Source organism: Variovorax sp. V15, from assembly GCF_041154425.1.
GTDB classification, from domain to species: Bacteria; Pseudomonadota; Gammaproteobacteria; order Burkholderiales; family Burkholderiaceae_C; genus Variovorax; species Variovorax guangxiensis.
Genome location: NZ_AP028659.1, coordinates 2,444,277 through 2,462,343, shown reverse-complemented (window position 1 = coordinate 2,462,343; position 18,067 = coordinate 2,444,277). Strand labels below are relative to the sequence as shown.

Sequence of the window (18,067 nt, the reverse complement as noted above, 5' to 3'; positions counted from 1 at the left end):
TTCAGGACGCCGGCACCGGCGTGACCTTGCGGATCAGATTGTTGAACGTGTCGGCGATGTACAGCGTTCCGTCGGCGTCCACGACCACGCCATAGGGCTGCTTGAACCTGGCGGCGGAGCCTATGCCGTTCTGCGCTCCGGTCATTCCCGCCTGGCCGGCCAGCGTGGAGACCACGCCCGCTCGCGTGATCCTGCGCAGAAGATTGTTGCCCGTGTCGGCCACGTAGACGTTGCCGTCGCCGTCCAGCGCGACGCCGCCCGGCGCATTGAAGGAAGCGGTATCGCCGGGGCCGTCGGCCGAGCCGCTCGTGCCGGAGCCGGCGAGAGTCGTGACGACGCCACCGGGCGTGATCTTGCGGATCCGGTTGTTGCGACTGTCCGCGGCGTAGAGGTTGCCGTCCTTGTCCATCGCCATGCTGTAGAGCCCGCTGAAGAGGGCCGCAGCGCCGGTGCCGTCGGCGAAACCCGGCAGGTTCGGGGTGCCGGCGATTGTGGTGACGTCGCGGGCGGGGGTGATCTTGCGGATGACGTGGCTGTAGTACTCGCTCACGTAGATGTTGCCGGTGGCATCGCGGACCAATCCCGCCGGACCCGCGAACGAAGCGGCGGTGCCGTTGCCGTCGAGCGTCCTTCTCGCGCCGTCGCCCGCGAAGGTGGTCACGTCGGCCGACGGCGTGATCTTGCGGATTCGATTGCCGCTGAGCTCGGTCGCGTAGATGTTGCCGTCGACGTCCAGCGCGATGCCGCCGAGGCCGTCGAAGTACGCGGCCGGGCCGTTGCCGTCCACCGGGCCGTTGAAGCTGCCCCCGCCCGCGATGGTCGTGGTCTCGCCCGCAGGCGTGATCTTGCGCAGGAGCCCCGTTTGCACATCGGAGACGAACAGGTTCCTGTCCTTGTCGAAGACGATGCCGTAGGGCAGCGAGAACGATGCGGCAGGGCCGGCTCCGACAGCGGAGCCCGCGGCGCCGGAGCCGGCGAACACCGACACCTGCGCCTGTGCCGCCGAACAGGCGACCGCGACGTCGGCCACGTCGGCCGAAACCTTGCCGCTGCCCATTGTCACGGTGCAGAACTGCCAAAGCGGCTGGGTGCGCACGCTGACCTCGTAGGCCGAGCCTTCGGCGATCGCGGTCGCAAAAGTGAACTTGCCGTCGGCCGTGAGCTTCAGGTCGTCACCCGCGTTGTTCTGGAGCACCACGCTGCCGGCAAGGCCGCTGACGGTGCCGCCGACCGTGTGCTTCACGACGACAGGGGGTTCCGGCGTCTGGGCCGGTGGAACGGAGGGCACGAAGGGTACGAAGGGTACGAAGCCCGTTGCGCCACCACCTCCGCCGCCACCGCCGCAGGAGGCCAGCAGCACGATTGCGCCAGCCACGGCGCCGCGGCGCCCACAAGAACTCACTCTATTCAGGAACATCCTCTGCCTCTTTGGTTTTCTGCGGATTCGCACAAACAGGAAAGCGCGAATCCATCTGTCGCCGGAGCCCTCCAGCTGGCCTGGACGTATCAGATTGTTAGATCTTGTTATCTTTTTGACTCATCTGCCATAGCCGAAATTGGGTATGGCGCGCGCCAGCCCTCGATGCCTACCGGATTCCGTAGAAATGACGGATTGGCGCAAACCGGGGGCCCACTGGAGCGTGCACTGGAGGAAAATCCATTGCATACAAAGGCAATAACACCTCCCAGCGCCATGAAGACACTCGACGAACTCTTTGCCAATGACGAGTCGCTGCCCACTGTTCCGAGGGTGGTGTCCGACCTGATGGAGATGCTGAGGGACGACGACGTGTCCTTCTCGGCGGTCGCTCACCGCATCGAACTCGACCAGGTGCTGGCGGCCAAGGTGCTGCAGATGATCAATTCGCCACTCTTCGGGCTGCGGCGCAAGATTTCCTCGATCCAGGGCGCGATCCTGATGCTCGGGCTCTCGGCGATCCGCTCGGTGGTGGTGAGTTCGGGCCTGGCGGGCGCCTTCAGGAAGGTGGAAGGCGTCAGCCTCCCGGCGTTCTGGGCCCACAGCCTGCGCGTGGCTTCTGCGTCGCGGTATCTGGCTTCCAAGACCCGGCACGTGGACCCCAACCTGGCGTTCACCGCGGGCAGCATGCATGCCATCGGCCACCTGATCATGGCCCAGGCGATGCCGGGCCGGATCGCCGCGCTGAACGCCCTCCATCCCTTCGAGGCGCTGGGGCGCGCGCAGCTGGAGCTGGTCGAGTTCGGCTACCACTACGGCGACGTGAGCGCCTCGCTGGCGCAGCGCTGGGGCTTCGCGCCCGACCTGGTCGGCGGGCTTTCGAGCTTCGTGAGCCCCGACAAGTCGGAGCATGCCGACGCACTCGGCGGCGTTCTGCACCTGGCCGTGTGGCGCGTGGCGCTGGAGCGCCAGGGCGTGGACCTGGGCAATCTGGGCGGCGTCTGGCCGAGCCAGTCGGCCATCGCTGCCGGCATCACCGAGGACATCGTCCAGGAAATGCCTGCGCCGCGCGAACTGGCGGCGGAACTCGAATCGATGATCGCCTGACGGCGGCCGTCACGAGGCCTGCGCGGCGACCACCTCGCGCAACCGCTGGTGCTCGGCACCGTCCCACTCAACGGGCTGCTGGTTCTTCGCGCGCAGATAGTGGTGCGAGAACACCGGCAGATAGGCTTCGAGCGTCTGCCCTGCCGCATGCTCGCCTGCCAGGTTCAGGCACATCGCGGCGACCTCGCTGGTGCAGAAGTGGTCTTCGCGGCCTGAGTTGCGCAGCTTGTACTGCGTGATCTGCTCCGGGCGAAGGCTCAGCACCGGCAGCCGGTCGAGGTACGGGCTCCTGCGGAACATCTTGCGCGCCTCGGCCCATGTCGCGTCGAACAGGATGAAGAGCGGGCGCTTCGCAGCGGGCGGCTCCACGCCCAGCACCACCCGCTCCGGCTGCGCGTACTGTCCCGGAAACACCACGTAGGGCTGCCATTGCGGGTCGTTCAGCAGCGCCAGCAGCGCAGGATCGACCTCGGTGCGGGCCCAGCCGAAGGCGAAGGTGTCGGCCACCACGTCGGCGACCAGCCAGCCGGTGTTGGTGGGCTTGAGCGGTTCGATGTCCGCCATGATCAGGCAGACGCCCGCGCGCGTTGCGACCGACGGGCGGATGGCGCACATGCAGTGGCTGGGCACCAGCCGGCAGCCCGCACAACGCTCGCGCTTGAAGCCGCCACGGGCAAGAAAAGGCTTGGCGCTTCGCGCCAGCCGTGCGGCGCGAAGAAGGGAAACGGCGTGAGGCATGCGGGGATTCTCGGCGGTGTTGCAGCCCGCCCTGCGATCAGGCTGAAGCGGCGTCCCGGTCGATGCCGGCGACCAGCTCCTGAAGCCACGCCCGATGGGCGCTAAAGCTGCCCAGCTGCTCCTCGAAAGCTTCCCTCGCCGTCAGGTACCGCTCCAGGAAGCGGAATCCGACCACTCCGGCGGTGTCGCGCAGCACTTCATCGGACAGGTCGCATTCGTAGAGGAAGTCGAAGCGCGTCGTCCAGAAGCCCTGCTCGGTGCCGGCGACCCTTTCGAAGTCCTGAGGCAATTCGATGCTGAACTCGATGAACTCCAGGCTGCCCTCCGCTGCCCGGAGGCCGCAGACCCTGCTGCCGTGGTCCCACAGCGGAACCAGCGTGGGCCCTTCGGGCACGTCCGCGCCGTTGTAGACGTAGAACGGCGGTCCCAGGCAGGAGTCCCGCAACGCCTCGTGGATGCACTGGCCGGCAGCCAGCTGCATCAGCGGGGCGGATGCTCCGAGCCGCTGCAGCTCGGACATTCGCAGGTGTTCGGCGATCACGGCCATGTTTCTTTCCCGATCCGTCCTGTATCAGCCCGGATCATGGCTCATGCCGCCTTGGAGCCGACGCCGCTAGACCAGCCGCAAGTCCTTCGGCGCCACGCCCTCGAACACCCGCCCCAGCTGCGCCGGCGACAGCCCGTACATCCGCTGGAACAACCCGCCGAACACCGCCCGGTACTCGTTGAGCACCGGATAGTCGCGGTTCTGGAACAGCGTCGCCTGCGTCAGCGCCTGCTGCTCGCCCACCACGCGCCCGCCGGCCTGCGCCGAGAGGCCGCCGCCGAGCACCCAGTAGACGGTGCCGTGGCCGTGGTCGGTGCCGCGGTTGCCGTTTTCGCGGAAGGTGCGGCCGAACTCGCTGATGACGACCACCACCGTCTGGCGCCATGCGTCGTCGCCCATCTCCTGCGCGAAGCCGGCGACGCCCCGGCCCAGTTCTTCGAAACGGTTGGCGAGGTAGCCGGTGGCACCGCCCTGCCCCACGTGGGTGTCCCAGCCGCCGACGTCGACGAAGCCGAGGTCGAAGCGGTCGCGCATCAGCAAGGCCATGCGGCGCGCCACCAGCTCGAAGCCCTTGGCGGACATGGCGTTGCGGCTGGCTGCGTCCATCTCGGCCTGCACCGCGCGCATGACTTCGTCGCGCACCTGGAAGCCCTCGGCTACGGGCTGGGCCAGCGTGGTATTGCGGTACATGGACGCGATGACCTGGCTCTGCCGCGCGTCGATGCCCGAACGCGCATTGCCGGCCAGCGCCATGTTGGCGGCCTTGGCGTTGCCGCGCATCGAGATCGGCAGCTGGTCGGTGAAGGCGATGGGCGACACGTCGGTGACGGGCCCCGCGCCGAGCACGCCGGCCAGCCGGTTGAGAAAGCCCGAGCGGTAGTCGCGGCGCTTGTCGAGCGCTTGCCCGAGCTCGATGGAGTCCTGCGTCTCGAAGTGGCTGCGCGTGAGGTCGTCGGTACCGGCGAAGGCGACGAAGGACGCCTGCTTCTGCTGGAACATCGGCAGCACGCTCTGCGCCAGCGCGGGGTGCAGGCCCCAGCTGCCGTCCAGCGGCAGCGCGCCATTGGGCGAACCGGGCCGTGCGATGGCGATGTTGGGACGCGAGGCGTAGTAGAAGTCGCTGCCCGTGGGCACGAGCAGGTTGCTGCAGTCGTAGGCGCCGCGCAGGAACACGACCAGCAGCTTGGCGCCTTCGGCGGCCGGCGCGGCCATCACCTTGGCGGCGGTGCCCGCGAACGGCACGGCCGCCGCGAGTTTCAGGAGTTCTCGACGTTGCATGACGGATACCCTCTTCCTTGCTGTTCTATCGCCGCATCAGCTCGGGCGAGGCCAGCAGGAAGGTGTTCCATTCCTGCGGGGTCTTCGCCTGCGCCAGCGCCTCGCGCGTGTCCGCGCTCATGCCGGCCTGCATCGTGCGCACCGCGCGCGAATCGGCCAGCGGGGGGAAGGCGGGCTTCTCCAGCGGTGCCTTGTCGTCCGCGCGGAAGAGCACCACGCCGTTCGCGCCGATGGCGCGCGCGATCTCGAAGCGGGTGTTCATCTGCCCCGCGCTGGCCCATGCGGCCTCGTTGAGCGGATAGCCGTCGGGCGTCTCGTGGCCGTAGAGCTGCTCGCCCATGCGGTTGATCCAGCCGAGCATCGGGTTCACGTTGGCGACCACGCGGTCGTCGTACGCAAGGCGCACGCCGGCCATCACGTAGTGCACCGGATCGCGGAACTTGCGGCCCAGCGAAGCCGAGAACTCGGGTGACTCGAACAGCGCCTTCAGCGTGACGGCGATGTCGCCGTCGCTGCGCGTGAAGGCCGCAGCCATGCGGTCGACAAGCGCCTGCGGCGGATCGTCGGCGACGAAGTACACGGCCAGCTTGCGCGAGACGAAGCGCGCGGTGGCCGGCGCGCGCGCGAGGCGGTCGAGCGCCTCGTCGGCCTCGGCCAGCCCGCGGCTCTGGATGGGCTGTCCCAGCAGCGTCTTCGGGCCGTAGTCGTGCCGGTTCGGGTTGAACTCGAAGAGGCCCTTGCGCACATAGTCGGCACGCACCGCCGGCCGCACGTTCGGCGGCGGCGCATCGAGCGGCTGGTAGCTCACGCCCACGCCGGTGAGCACGCGTGCCAGCTCCTGCACGTCGGCCTGCGAATAGCCGCCACCGACGCCCAGCGTGTGCAGCTCCATCAGCTCGCGCGCGTAGTTCTCGTTGATGCGGTTGGCGGCGTTCTGCGCGTTGTCGAGGTAGCGCAGCATCGCCGGGTGGTGCAGCGTGGCGCCGAGCAGGTCGCGGAACCTGCCGAGCGCGTGCGGGCGGATGGCGTTCTCCTCATAGTCGCCCACCATCGCGCGGATGTTGTCCTTGCGCAGGTTGACGTTGAAGTGGTTCATCCAGAACCAGGTCATCTGCTCCTGCAGTTGGTTGGGCGAGTAGAGGGCGCGCAGCACGAAGCGCTGCTGCGCCTCGCGCACCAGCGCGTTGAGGTGCTGCTGGTAGGCCTGCCGCGCGGCCTTCTTCTGGTCTTCGTCGGGCAGCGCATCGGCCGCCTTGCGCTGCGCGTCGAGCCCGGTGACGAGCTGGTCGAGCGGCGTGCGCGAGATTTCCATCGCGTCGATCTGCGCCTGCGCGGCCGCAGGCAGCGGCGCGGGGCGCGGGTTGAGCTGATCGCGCATCCACAGCGGGAGGCCGCGCTTCGCGAGCTGCGCGTCGCTGCTCGCATTGGCGCCCCAGCTCACGCGGTCGAGCCAGCGCAGCCGCGTGGCCTCCTCCACTTGCTGCGAAGGCAGCGACACCGAAACCAGCGGCCGATGGTCTCCGGGCGCGGTTGCGCAGGCCGCGAGCAGCGCCAGCGCGCAGGCGCCAAGCGCCATCGATGCGCGCCGCATCGGGAAAGAGAAGATCGGCGAAACAGCTGTGGCCGGCACCGCCCTCACTCCCTGCGCAGGTCGTGGCGGCGGACATCGCCGATGGCGTGCTGCGCGGTGGAAAGCGCGAGGTCGACATGCTCGAGGCCGCGCTGCTGATACGGCCGCGAGCGCGGGTCGTCTTCCTCGCGCGCCACATCGGAATGAACCTTGCGCAACAGGTCGACCGCCGCGTGCAGGCGGCCTTCGCGCGGCAGCCATGCATCGGTGGGCTCGCGCCATTCGACGGGCTTGCCGTCGAGCCACGCGGCATGCTGCAGGTCGCCGATGGCGGCGTGGATCTCGTCGATCACCACCTGCTCGTCGCGCGAGACCTGTCCGTCCTCGGGGCGGCGGTGCTCCACTTTCCAGGCCGCGGTGCGCAGGTCGGACAAGGCGTGGAGGTAGAACGGGTGCCTGCCGTATTCGTCCGCCAGTGCAGGCAGCGAAGCCGCGGCCAAAAGAGCGAATAAGGGGGCAAGCGCGGCGATTAGGCTTTTCTTCTTCATCTTCGGGGCTCCTGTGTGACAGTGGTTCAGGGACGCCTCCTCAACCGCCGGAGCCCGCTTCGGGTTGACGGTCTTTACCGTCGTAACGCTGCGCAAAGCTGGCGCCTAAGCGCCAGCTAAGTCAGGCTGTGGCAAGGCCCGAAGGTGCAGCGCCGGCAATCTGGCGCAGGGCCCGCTCGAACACTTCGACGGGCTGGCCGCCTGAAATGAGATGCCGGTCGTTGATGATGATCGCGGGCACCGAGTGGATGCCGGCGTCGGTGTACATGCGCTCGCGTTCGCGGGTTTCCTGCGCGAACTCGTCGCTGTCCAGGATCTGCCGGGCACGGGCCGCGTCGAGCCCCGCTTCGGTGGCGGCACGCACCAGCACCTCGTGGTCGGAAGGGTTCTGGCTGTCGGTGAAGTAGGCCTTCAGCAGCAGCTTCTTCAGCGCCGCTTGTTTGGCCGGGCTTTCCAGCTCGGCCCAGTGCAGCAGCCGATGGGCATCGAAGGTGTTGTAGACGCGCGGACGGCCTTCGGGGCTGAACTCGAAACCAACAGCCGCGCCGCGCTGGCGAATCATCTCGCGCGACTGCGCCTGCTGCTCGCGCGTGGAGCCGTACTTCTGGTTGAGGTGCTCGAAGGTGTCCTGGCCTTCGGGCGGCATCTGCGGATTGAGCTCGAAGGGCTGGAAGTGCAGTTCCGCGGTGATCTCCGGAGCCACCTTCCCGAGCGCCGCCTCGAGCGAACTCAGGCCGATGGCGCACCAGGGACAGGACACGTCGGAAACGAAGTCGATCTTGAGGCGGGAGGGGGAGGATGTGGAGGTCATGGCGCCATTCTTCCCGGCGCCACAACCCTTGGCAGGCGAAAGGTCTTCGCCTGCGAGCGCCCCTCAGGCCGCGGCCTTTGCCAGGCGCGCGTCCTGCAGCGTCTGCTCGCGCATGCGGTCGTATTCCTGCTTGTCGACCGGCACGGCGTTCGGGTCGCCAAGGTCGCGCATGTGGATGCGGTAGGTTTCGCGGGCGCTGAAGGCGGCCAGGGCGGCGAGCACCGTCACCGCGAAGGTGATGGCACCCACGGTGAACCACACGTTGGTCGAGCCCGGAGGCGCGACGGCGGCGAACAGCGCCGGCAGCAGCGCGGTGAAGGTGGTGCCGATGTTCTGCGAGATGGCCATGGCCGAGACGCGGTTGCGGGTGCGGAACAGCTCCGGATAGAAGCTCGGGAAGGTCGCGTTGTAGCCCTGGTAGATCACGCCCCACATCAGCAGCGACATGCAGATGGCCAGCGGCACGTTGCGGATGCTGATGGCGTACAGGTACACGAACGACAGCAGGCCCGAGACCAGCGCGCCGACGATGATCGGCGGGCGGCGGCCGATGCGGTCCGACAGGTTGCCCACGAACGGGATGACGATCACGGCCAGGATGTTGCCGAGCACCGGGATCCACAGGTACACGTCCTTCTGGAAGCCGATGCCGTAGGCGGCCTGCACGGCGTAGGCCGCGCCGAACACAGTGGCCACCACCGGAATGACGTTCATCAGCGCCATGCACACCACGCGCAGCATGTCGGCCCAGCTGTCGGTGAAGGCCTGGATGATCGGCGCCTTGGCAGTTTCACCCTTCTTGTCGACTTCGGCGAAGGCCGGGGTCTCGTCCACCTCGCGGCGGATGATGTAGCCCGCCACGATCACCAGGAAGCTCAGCAGGAACGGAATGCGCCAGCCCCAGGAGTTGAACGCGTCCTCCGGCATGTAGTGCGCGAGCGGCAGGAACACGGCGGCCGCCAGGATCTGGCCGGCCTGCACGCCCTGCAGCGTGAAGCTCGCGAAGAAGCCGCGTCGCCCGAATGGAGCATGTTCAAGAATCATCGAGCTCGCGCCCGAGATCTCGCCCGCCACCGCGAAGCCCTGCACCAGGCGCAGCAGCACCAGCAGCACCGGTGCCAGCAGGCCGACCTGGTCGTAGGTCGGCAGCAGGCCGACGGCCACGGTGGAGAAGCCCATCAGGAACATGCAAAGCACCAGCACCTGCTTGCGCCCGTGCGTGTCGCCCCAGTGGCCGAGCACGAAGGCGCCGATGGGGCGTGCCACGTAGCCCACGCCGTAGGTCGCGAGCGAGGCGACGATGGCCGTCGTCGGGTCGCCCTTGGGAAAGAATATCTGCGGAAAGATCAGCGCCGCCGCGGTGGCGTAGATGAAGAAGTCGTAGTACTCCAGCGCCGAGCCGATCCAGCCGCTTGCCGCGGCCTTCCTCGACTGGTGCCTGCCTTGCGGCTCACGGGCTGTGTTGCTTGCCATGTGTTGTCTCCAGTGGTGACGTGAAAAAAGAAATCAGCTCTCTGTCGGTCAATCGATCTGTCGATGCGCCGGCGGGCCTGTCAGTCCTGTGCCTGCGATGCCATGCGCGCCGGCGCATTGAGGGCGCCGTAGGCGTCGTAGTCGCCCACGCGCTGCGCGACCTCGAAGAACAGTCCGCCCTCGAAGCTCTCGGTATAGATGTGCAGGTAGTCGCCGGCGGGCGAGCGGTCGAAGAGCACGCCCGCCTCGCGCATGCGCGAAAGCAGCGCGGGCTCGACGTCGATGCGCGTGGCCAGGTCGTCGTAGTAGTTGTCGGAAATGGGAACGAAGCGCGTGCCGTTGGCGCGCAGCTTCGCGGCCGTCTCGAAGATGTCGGAGCAGCTCAGCGCGATGTGGTGCACCGCGCCACCGCCGGTCACGCTCAGCGTGCGCGCGGTGCGGGTGCGCTGGCTCAGCGACACGTTGAGCACCAGCCGCAGGCTGCGCTCGGCATTGGCGACGCCGCGGCTGCGGATCAGGCCGAAGGGGTCGGCCAGCTCCAGGCTCTCGCCGGGCTCCAGGCCGAGCACGGCGCGCGTGAACAGCACCCAGGTGTCGAGCTGGTCGAGAGCCAGGCCCAGCGCCACGTGGTCGATGCGCTGCAGGCCCGCGTCGTTGGCGCCGGCGCCCTGGTCTTCGAGGATGAAGTCGGCCTCGTACAGGCCGTTGGCGCCCAGCGCCTCGGGCACGAAATGGATCAGGTTGCCGCCCGGCGCCACGATGGCCGGCACACGCAGTTCGTTGGGCCCGACCGGACTGTCGTGCCGCTGCGAGCGCATGGCGGTGGCGCGGCCCACCGCAGCCAGCGGATCGCCGCAGCGCACGCCCAGCGCGCACACCGAAGTGCCGTGCGCCTCGAAGCGCTCTCGCGCGAAGGAATCGGGCTGCGCATTGACGATCAGGTTGATCTCACCCTGGCGGTACAGCGTCACCGCCTTGGAGCGGTGCCTGCCGATGCGGCGGAAGCCCAGTTGCTTCACCAGCGTTGCCAGCGTCGCGGCCGAAGCCTCGTCGGCCGCGAACTCGATGAACGAAAGGCCCGAGAGCGCGGGCACCGGCGGCGGGTCGAACAGCGTCACCTGCTGCGACACTGCCGGCTTGGCGAGGCGCTGGCGCGCTTCGCTCTCCAGGTACAGCAGCGAGCGCATCGCGTCCACCGCGGTGCGGCGGTTCGGCGTCTCGCGAAAGATGTCGTTGAAAATTTCCAGCGACAGCGGCCCGGTGTAGCCGGCGTGCAGCACCTGCTCGAAGAAGCCGACCACGTCGAAGTCGCCTTGCCCCGGGAACGAGCGGTGATGGCGCGCCCACTGCAGCACGTCCATCGATAGCAGCGGCGCGTCGGCCATCTGCAGGAAGAAGATCTTGTCGCCCGGAATGGCGGCGATGCCGGCCGGGTCGTCCTTCAGCGAGAGCGTGTGGAAGCTGTCGAGGATCAGCCCCAGGTGCGGGTGGTTCGCCTGCTTCACGATCTCCCAGGCCTGGCCGTAAAGCCAGGTGTGGCGGCCCCAGGCCAGCGCCTCGAAGCCCACGCGCAGGTTGCGGCGCGCGGCGCGCTCGGCCAGTTCGTGCAGTTGGGCGGCCGCCAGCGAAGGGTCGTTGACGGACAGCGGCGAGGTGTTGGAGCAGCACAGCATCGTCGGCGCGCCCATGGCCTGCATCAGGTCGAACTTGCGCTCGGCGCGCTCCAGGCTGCGGCGGAACTGCGCCTCGGGCATGCCTTCGAAGTCGCGAAACGGCTGGTACAGGTCGATGCTCAGGCCCAGGTCGCCGGCGATGCGGCCCAGTTCGGCGGCCGTGCCCTTGAAGTTGATGAAGTCGGCCTCGAACAGCTCGATGCCGTCGAAGCCGGCGGCGGCGACGGCTTCGAGCTTCTGGCGGAGCGTGCCGCTGAGCGAGACGGTGGCGATGGAGCGATGCATGGGGGTGGACTTTAGGAACACCCGGGCGTCGTCACAATCTATTCAGAGCCGTTTTGATCGATCATCGATCACACTCAACCGTTATTCGCACGAAATACGGGATACACCTAGGCCGCCCGCCCGGCTCCGGCCGCTCAAAGGCTGCGCCAGAAATCGATCAGCAGCCGCGCAAATTCCTCCGGCCGCTCTACGGCGCTCAGGTGCGCGGCGTCGATGGTCTCCAGACGGGCATGCGGAATGGCCGTGGCCATGGCCTGTGACATCGCCATCGGCGTGGCCTCGTCCTGCAGCCCGCCGATGACGAGCGTGGGCACGGCGACGCGGTGGTTGCTCTCGCGGAAGTCGATGGCGGCGACCGCATTGCAGCTTTCGATGTAGCCCTGCGCGTCGGTGCGCACCAGCACGTCGTGCAGCTTCTTCGCGGCTTCCGCGCCTTCCGGCGTGGCGGCCCAGGCCGGCGTGATCCAGCGCGACACCGCACCGGGGGCGATGGCAGCCACGCCCCTGGCGGCCACCGTCTCGACGCGCGTGCGCCAGGGCGTCTGGTCGGGGTAATGCGCGGCCGAATTGGCGATCACGATCGTCTTCAGCAGCTCGGGGTGGCGCACCGCCAGCGCCTGAGCCGTCATGCCGCCCATCGACAGGCCGACGAAGTGCACCGGCTCGCCGCCGGCCTCCCGGTGGATGAGCTCGGCCGCGTCCTGCGCCAGCGTCTCGATGCGCAGCTCGCCGGGCAGCACCTCCGAGGCGCCATGGTTGCGGTGGTCGTAGCGCAGCACCGTGTGGGCGCGCGAGAGTTGCGCGGCCACGCCGTCCCACATGCTCAGGTCGCAGCCGAGCGCATGGCTGAGCACGACGATGGGGCCATCGCCCTCGCGAACGACATTCAAACGGGTCATGGTGTGGTTTCCTTTTTCGGGTGTTGCAGACGCGGCAGCCAGAAGAACGCGATCGCCACCAGCACGCTGCCGGCCAGCAGCATGGGCACGACCATCGGCCAGGCGCCGTTGGAATAATCGGCATCGACGAAGCGCGCGGCCAGTTGTCCCGCGCAGAACGCGACCATCATCATGCCGAAGCCGGACCACGACACGGCGCGGCCCGCCAGGTGCGGCAGGTCGCCCACCGCGCCCGCCTGCCCGCAGGGCTGGTGGATGCCGTGGCCCAGGCAGTAGACGGCGTGGCCGAACAGCAGCGGCACCGCGCTCAGCGGCATGAGCCAGCAGCCCAGCGCCTGGATGGTGGCGCCGGCCAGGCTCAGCGACGCGCCGAGCTTCACCGTGCGCACGGGCCCGTAGCGCCGCAGCAGGCTGCGGCACATGGTGGTGCTGAAGATGTAGACCAGCGAGCCGCCGGCCGGGATCCAGCCGTACCAGGCGGGCGACCAGCCCAGGTAGCCGATGTAGACCATCGGCGAAAGCAGCAGGAAGCAGAACAGGCCGCCGTAGGTGGTCGCCGCGACCGAAGCCCAGGCGCGGAACGAACGGCTCGCGAACACCGCGCGCGTGCTGCCGCGCGGCGCGGACGACTCGCCCTCGCCCAGCGGCCGGCGCGTCTCGCCGAACGAGCGCCAGCACATCGCGAACAGGACGGCGGCATAGAGCGCCATGGCCGCCATCACCCAGCGCCAGCCGGCGCCCTGCACCAGCCACGCGCCCAGCAGCGGCGCCATCAGCCCGACCATGCCCAGCCCCGTGAGGCCGCGCGCCATCACGTGCGGGCCCTCGTGCGCCGGATACAGGTCGCGCACCGCGGCGCGCGCGCACACCAGGATGGCCGCCATCGAGAAGCCCTGCAGCGTGCGCCACCCCGCGAGCAGCGCCACGCTGTCGGCGAACGCACCGCCCAGCGCCGCGAGCGCGTAGCAGCCCAGCCCTGCCAGCAGCACCGGCCTTCGCCCGAAGCGGTCGGCCAGCGGACCACACAGCAGCTGCGCAAAGCCGAAGGCCAGCACGAACAGCGTGAGGCTGGTGCTGGCCGAGCCGAGCTCCTTCGCGATGGCGGGGAGCGCGGGAAGATAGCTGTCGGTGGCTACGGGCTGCGCCGCCAGGAGCAGCGGCAGCAGCAGCGCAAAGGTGACGTCGAAGCGGCCCTTCGTTCGCCCCCTACCTGGAGCAGGCGGCACAGTCACTGCGCCAGCGGCGGCAGCAGGCCCTTCTCGCGCAGGATCCCCGTCGCGATGCCGAAGGCATGGTTGGCCACGGGCACGCCGCAGTAGATGGCAGCCATCATGATCACTTCCTTGATCTCGTCCGGCGTGAGGCGCGACTCGGGCGGGCCGTCGAGCGCGGCACGCACGTGCATCGCGAATTCTTCGTACGCGTGGATGCCCAGCATCATCGACAGCACCATGAAGCGGCGCGTCTTGTCGCCCAGCGCGGGACGGCCCCAGATGTCGTTCCACGCATGGCGCGTGATGAGCTCCTGGAACTCGGCATTGAAGCCGTTGCGGTTGGCCAGCGACTTGTCGACCCAGGCATCGCCGAGCACGCGGCGGCGGTTGACGAGGCCGGCTTCATAGGCGCCGGGTTCCACGGGCGGATTTTCAGGGGTGGTCATTGGGAGAGTTCCTTGTGTGCGTCGAGCCGGGCCTGCAGCGCCTTCACTTCGGCGAGCGCGGTCTGTCCGGCTTCGTGGGCGAGCGCGGGGGCGAACCATTCGTCCGCCGCGTCACGCGGGAGTTCGGCGCGCAGCCGGTCGATGTTGGCGCGCATGCGCGCGGCGTCGACCTGCAGGCCGGGCAAGGCGCCGGCCATCGCGCGCACGCTGCCGTGCGCCGACATCAGCAGCTGCGGCCATTCGCCCAGCTCCGCCTGCCAGGCGCCGAGGGCGCGTTCGTGCTGCTGCGGCATGGCGCCGAGCAACGCGGCCACGCGCTGCGGCGCGCGGTGCGCGGCGGCGATGGCCACCATCGAGGCCACCGGGTTGCGCTTGTGTGGCATGGCCGACGAGCCGCCGCGCCCCGGCTCGCTGGGCTCGGTGACTTCGCCGACCTCGTACTGCCCGAGCAGCGAGATGTCGACCGCGATCTTGCCCAGGCTGCCGGTCATGAGGCCCAGCTCGCAGCCGAGAGCCACCCATTCGTCGCGCTGCGTGTGCCAGGTCGCGCCCGGGTCGCCCAGGCCGAGTTCCCTGGCCATGCGCTTGCGCACGGCCGCGCCCTGCCCCTTCATCTGCGCCAGCGTGCCGATGGCACCGCCGAGCTGCAGCTGCAGCGCGTGCTTCGCGGCATCGCGCAGGCGGATGCGGCTGCGCACCAGCGGCGCGGCCCAGCCGGCGCACTTGAAGCCGAAGCTGGTGACCGAGGCAGGCTGCATCAGCGTGCGCGCGAGCATCGGCGTCTCGGCATGCGTCACCGCCAGGCGCAGCAGCGCGTCGGCGGCCTTGGCGAGGTCGGCCTCGACGAGCGCCACCGCCTCGCGCGTGACCAGCGCCATCGCGCTGTCGATCACGTCCTGGCTGGTGCTGCCGAAATGCACGAAGGGCGCGGCCTCGGCGTTGAACAGGGCCACGGCCTCGCGCAGCGCCTTCACCAGCGGGATCGCGACGCTGCCGGCACGGCCGCTCTCGCGCACGATCTTGGCGACGTCGAACAGCTCGACCTTGCAACTGCTGACGATCGAGTTCGCGGCGCTCTCGGGGATCAGCCCCTCGGCCGCCTGCGCGCGCGCCAGCGCGGCCTCGAAGCGCAGCATGGCGTCGACGAAGGCACGGTCGCTGAAGGCGCCGAGCGTTTCGGATGTGGAGAGGAAGCCTTCGAAAATGCTCATCGGACGAGCCTTCCTTTCTTTTTCAGTATTTCAGTTGCGCCACGGCGCGCAGCTCCTCGGGCGAGGCGGTGCCGAAGCCGAAGAATTCCAGGTACGCCGGAATCATCTCGAACAGCATGTCGGTGCCCACCTGCACCTGGCAGCCCTTGGCCTTGGCGGCCTGCAGCAGCGGCGTGTATTCGGTCTTCATGACCACCTCGCCGACGAAGGTCGAAGGGTCGATGCGGTCGACATCGAAGGGCAGCGGATCGCCCTCCTTCATGCCTAGCGGCGTGGCGTTGACCACCACGTCGTAGCCGGCCGGGTCCTTCGAGCCGGTGGCCACCTTCATCTGCGGATAGTGCTCGCGCAGCCGGGCGGCCAACGCGTTGGCCGAGGCTTCACTCATGTCGAACAGCATCAGCTCGGCGGCGCCCGCGGCGGCGATCGACGCCGCGATGGCCGAGCCCACGCCGCCCGCGCCCGACACCAGCACCCGCGTGCCCTTGAAGAGCCGCCCCTTGCGCTCCACGCCGCGCACGAAGCCGGCGCCGTCGAACTGGTCGCCCAGCAGCGTGCCGTCGGGGCGCTTGAGGATGGCGTTGCACGCGCCGGCCACGCGCGCGGTGGGCGTCACCTCGTCGACCAGCGACATCGTCGTCACCTTGTGCGGCATGGTCACCAGCGCGCCGCGGATGTTGCTGAACTTGAAGATCTGCGGCAGCGACGCCGCGTAGTCCTCAGGCTTCACGCCCATGGGAACGACCACGGCGTCGATGCCGTGCTTGTCGAACCAGGGGTTGTAGATCATCGGGGCCTTGAAGGCCTCCGTGGGAAAGCCGATGTGGGCGATGAGGGTGGATTTGCCGGAAATCATGTCTGTGGGTCGGGTGTGGAAGCGGGGCTCAGGCCACGCTGGATGAGTGGTAGCGCAGCGGCTGCGCAATTTCGGCGTGCATCGCCGGCGGATAGATGATTTCGCGCAGGAAGTCGGCGTCGGCCGTCATCGCCTCCGCCGCGTCCAGGTGGCCGAAGTAGCGGAAGTAGTGCGGCATCTGCTGGATCAGCATCTCGAAGCCGGCCTGCGCATTGAGCCCGCGCGCCCGGGCCGCGCGCACCAGCGGCGTGGGCTGGTTGCGCAGCAGGATGTCGAAGAGCGCGGCGTGGCTCTCCATGCGCGCCACATCGACCGGCGCCGCGTCGTCGTCGCTCAGCCCCAACTGCGTGGCGTTGATGACGAGGTCGAAGCCCTCGGGTGCGTTGCTGTCGGCGGCGACCACGTTCGCGTCGAAGAAGGCGTCGAGCTTGGCCGCCACGCCGGCCGCCTTGCCGGCTGCCTTGTCGTACATGGCGATGTGCGCCGCGCCGTTGACCGTGCCGCCCTCGGCCAGCGCCACGCCGATGGCCGCGGCGCTCACGCCCGCGCCCAAAATCAGCACCCGCTTGCCGCGGAAGGGAATGTTGTAGTGGTCGAGCGCGCCTATCAGGCCCTCGCCGTCGAAGAGATCGCCCTCGAGCTGGTCGCCCTCGGTGCGTCGCACCACGTTGACCGAGCCCGCCACGCGGCCGAAGAGGCCGCAGCCTTCGAGCAGGTCGACCACCAGCGGCTTGTGGGGCGGCGCGATCACCATGCCGCGCACGTTGCGCGCGAGAAAGGCCGATTTGAAGAACACCGCGAAGTCGCGAACCGGCACCTGCATGGGCAGCAGCACCGCGTCGATGCCGTAGCGCTCGAAGGCCGCATTGAACATGCGCGGCAGCCGCACGTTGCGAACCGGGTCACCGGGGATCAGGTAGGCCTGGGTGCTGCCGCTGATGGAATGGCTCATGTGCGTGCTTCCGTTCGTCAATCGCTCTTTTGGAGGGCGGATGGCGAGCTTTATAGTCCCTCCAGGCAACCCCTGCAGCCTTTGGGGCATCAAAACGTGCGACTATCGATCTTTTAAATTCAATGATCGATCACTTCGAGGGTTTTCACCTGCACCAATTGCAAACTCGAACCCTTCCGCACAGATCACACTTCCGCCCATGAGCAAGGACAGCAATCACGACCCGGCACCGCCTCCCGGCCTGGACAAGCGCGACTGGATCGCCGGCCTGGAGCGCGGCGTGAGCATCATCGAGGCCTTCGACGACGCCAACCCGCGCCTCACCGCCAGCCAGGCCGGCCAGCGCACGAACATGACCCGCACCGCCGCGCGGCGCTACCTGCTGACCCTGCAGCACATGGGCTACGTCGCCAGCGACGGCAAGCTGTTCTGGCTCACGCCGCGCGTGCTGCGCCTGGGCCAGTCGTACCTGGAGTCGGCCCGCCTGCCGCGCGTGGTGCAGCCCTTCCTGCAGCGTGTGGCCGCCGGCACCAACGAGATCGCCTACCTCAGCGTGATGGACGGCGACGAGGTGGTCTACATCGCCCGCAACGGCCCCAACCGCAGCATGAGCACCGGCTACGTGCTCGGCGCGCGCGTGCCGGCGCAGGTCACCGCCTCCGGCATGCTGATGCTGGCCCTGCGCAGCGACGCCGAGCTCGACGAGTGGCTCGCCACCCGCAAGCTCACCGTCTTCACCTCGCACACCATCGCGAGCATGGAGCGCATGAAGCTCGAACTTGCGCGCATCCGCGCCCAGGGCTGGGCGCTGTCCGAACAGCAGCTCGACCTGAACTCGCGCGGCATCGCCGTGCCGCTGCGCGACCGGCACGGCACGCTGGTGGGAGCGCTGAACATCACGATGCCGATGGGGCACGAGAGTTCGGAGGATGCGGTGGCGCGGGTGCTGCCGGTGCTTCGGGAGACGGCGCAGGCGATGCGGAACCTGATCTGACCCGACTGACAGCATTCCGACAGCATCCCCCGGGCACGATGCGCGCTT

At 68.6% G+C, this 18,067-nt stretch carries 17 protein-coding genes; 2 read left to right on the top strand and 15 right to left on the bottom strand.

Features of this window, described 5'->3' with window-relative positions; genetic code table 11:
• Window position 1: 1 nt before the first annotated feature.
• The gene (locus ACAM57_RS11560; RefSeq protein WP_369661736.1) at window positions 2-1,375 is read right to left on the bottom strand and encodes an NHL repeat-containing protein; all 1,374 of its coding nucleotides are present in this window, start codon (window positions 1,373-1,375) and stop codon (window positions 2-4) included.
• A 318-nt stretch (window positions 1,376-1,693) separates the two neighbouring features.
• Here ACAM57_RS11560 and ACAM57_RS11555 point away from each other — a divergent pair, with 318 nt between their 5' ends.
• Window positions 1,694-2,524 (top strand): HDOD domain-containing protein, encoded by an 831-nt coding sequence (locus ACAM57_RS11555; protein ID WP_369661735.1) that lies wholly within the window; start codon window positions 1,694-1,696, stop codon window positions 2,522-2,524.
• Window positions 2,525-2,533: 9 nt separating this feature from the next.
• On the opposite strand, the gene ACAM57_RS11550 is transcribed toward ACAM57_RS11555, so the two are convergent.
• The 14 genes from ACAM57_RS11550 to ACAM57_RS11485 form a co-directional block, all read right to left on the bottom strand.
• Entirely contained in the window at window positions 2,534-3,262 is a 729-nt protein-coding gene (locus tag ACAM57_RS11550) for a tRNA-uridine aminocarboxypropyltransferase (protein ID WP_184636852.1), read from the bottom strand.
• A gap of 37 nt (window positions 3,263-3,299) precedes the next feature.
• Window positions 3,300-3,809: a hypothetical protein gene (locus tag ACAM57_RS11545; RefSeq protein ID WP_369661734.1), complete on the bottom strand. Its 510-nt coding sequence runs from the start codon at window positions 3,807-3,809 to the stop codon at window positions 3,300-3,302.
• Window positions 3,810-3,875: 66 nt separating this feature from the next.
• Complete coding sequence (locus tag ACAM57_RS11540; protein ID WP_369661733.1) at window positions 3,876-5,087, bottom strand: DUF1501 domain-containing protein; 1,212 nt, start codon at window positions 5,085-5,087, stop codon at window positions 3,876-3,878.
• A gap of 25 nt (window positions 5,088-5,112) precedes the next feature.
• On the bottom strand, window positions 5,113-6,678 hold the full coding sequence (locus ACAM57_RS11535) for a DUF1800 domain-containing protein (RefSeq protein ID WP_369661732.1): 1,566 nt from the start codon (window positions 6,676-6,678) through the stop codon (window positions 5,113-5,115).
• A gap of 44 nt (window positions 6,679-6,722) precedes the next feature.
• The gene (locus ACAM57_RS11530; protein WP_369661731.1) at window positions 6,723-7,205 is read right to left on the bottom strand and encodes a hypothetical protein; all 483 of its coding nucleotides are present in this window, start codon (window positions 7,203-7,205) and stop codon (window positions 6,723-6,725) included.
• A 121-nt stretch (window positions 7,206-7,326) separates the two neighbouring features.
• On the bottom strand, window positions 7,327-8,016 hold the full coding sequence (locus ACAM57_RS11525) for a DsbA family oxidoreductase (RefSeq protein ID WP_126021874.1): 690 nt from the start codon (window positions 8,014-8,016) through the stop codon (window positions 7,327-7,329).
• Window positions 8,017-8,079: 63 nt separating this feature from the next.
• The gene (locus tag ACAM57_RS11520; RefSeq protein ID WP_126021873.1) at window positions 8,080-9,489 is read right to left on the bottom strand and encodes an MFS transporter; all 1,410 of its coding nucleotides are present in this window, start codon (window positions 9,487-9,489) and stop codon (window positions 8,080-8,082) included.
• A gap of 80 nt (window positions 9,490-9,569) precedes the next feature.
• Window positions 9,570-11,447: a bifunctional sugar phosphate isomerase/epimerase/4-hydroxyphenylpyruvate dioxygenase family protein gene (locus ACAM57_RS11515; RefSeq protein WP_369661730.1), complete on the bottom strand. Its 1,878-nt coding sequence runs from the start codon at window positions 11,445-11,447 to the stop codon at window positions 9,570-9,572.
• 134 nt (window positions 11,448-11,581) lie between these two features.
• Window positions 11,582-12,346, bottom strand: coding sequence for an alpha/beta fold hydrolase (locus ACAM57_RS11510; protein ID WP_369661729.1), 765 nt, complete (start codon window positions 12,344-12,346; stop codon window positions 11,582-11,584).
• Entirely contained in the window at window positions 12,343-13,578 is a 1,236-nt protein-coding gene (locus tag ACAM57_RS11505) for a Bcr/CflA family efflux MFS transporter (RefSeq protein ID WP_369661728.1), read from the bottom strand. The genes ACAM57_RS11510 and ACAM57_RS11505 overlap by 4 nt, the downstream gene beginning before the upstream one ends.
• Window positions 13,575-14,006 (bottom strand): carboxymuconolactone decarboxylase family protein, encoded by a 432-nt coding sequence (locus ACAM57_RS11500; protein WP_126021869.1) that lies wholly within the window; start codon window positions 14,004-14,006, stop codon window positions 13,575-13,577. The genes ACAM57_RS11505 and ACAM57_RS11500 overlap by 4 nt, the downstream gene beginning before the upstream one ends.
• Complete coding sequence (pcaB, locus tag ACAM57_RS11495) at window positions 14,003-15,217, bottom strand: 3-carboxy-cis,cis-muconate cycloisomerase (RefSeq protein WP_369661727.1); 1,215 nt, start codon at window positions 15,215-15,217, stop codon at window positions 14,003-14,005. Before pcaB ends, ACAM57_RS11500 begins: the two co-directional genes overlap by 4 nt.
• A 22-nt stretch (window positions 15,218-15,239) precedes the next feature.
• The gene (locus tag ACAM57_RS11490; RefSeq protein ID WP_369661726.1) at window positions 15,240-16,073 is read right to left on the bottom strand and encodes a shikimate dehydrogenase; all 834 of its coding nucleotides are present in this window, start codon (window positions 16,071-16,073) and stop codon (window positions 15,240-15,242) included.
• A gap of 28 nt (window positions 16,074-16,101) precedes the next feature.
• Complete coding sequence (locus tag ACAM57_RS11485) at window positions 16,102-17,025, bottom strand: shikimate dehydrogenase (protein ID WP_369661725.1); 924 nt, start codon at window positions 17,023-17,025, stop codon at window positions 16,102-16,104.
• A gap of 199 nt (window positions 17,026-17,224) precedes the next feature.
• Between ACAM57_RS11485 and ACAM57_RS11480 the strand changes: the two genes are divergently transcribed.
• Window positions 17,225-18,019, top strand: a complete 795-nt coding sequence (locus ACAM57_RS11480) for an IclR family transcriptional regulator C-terminal domain-containing protein (protein WP_369661724.1) — start codon at window positions 17,225-17,227, stop codon at window positions 18,017-18,019.
• Window positions 18,020-18,067 lie beyond the last annotated feature (48 nt).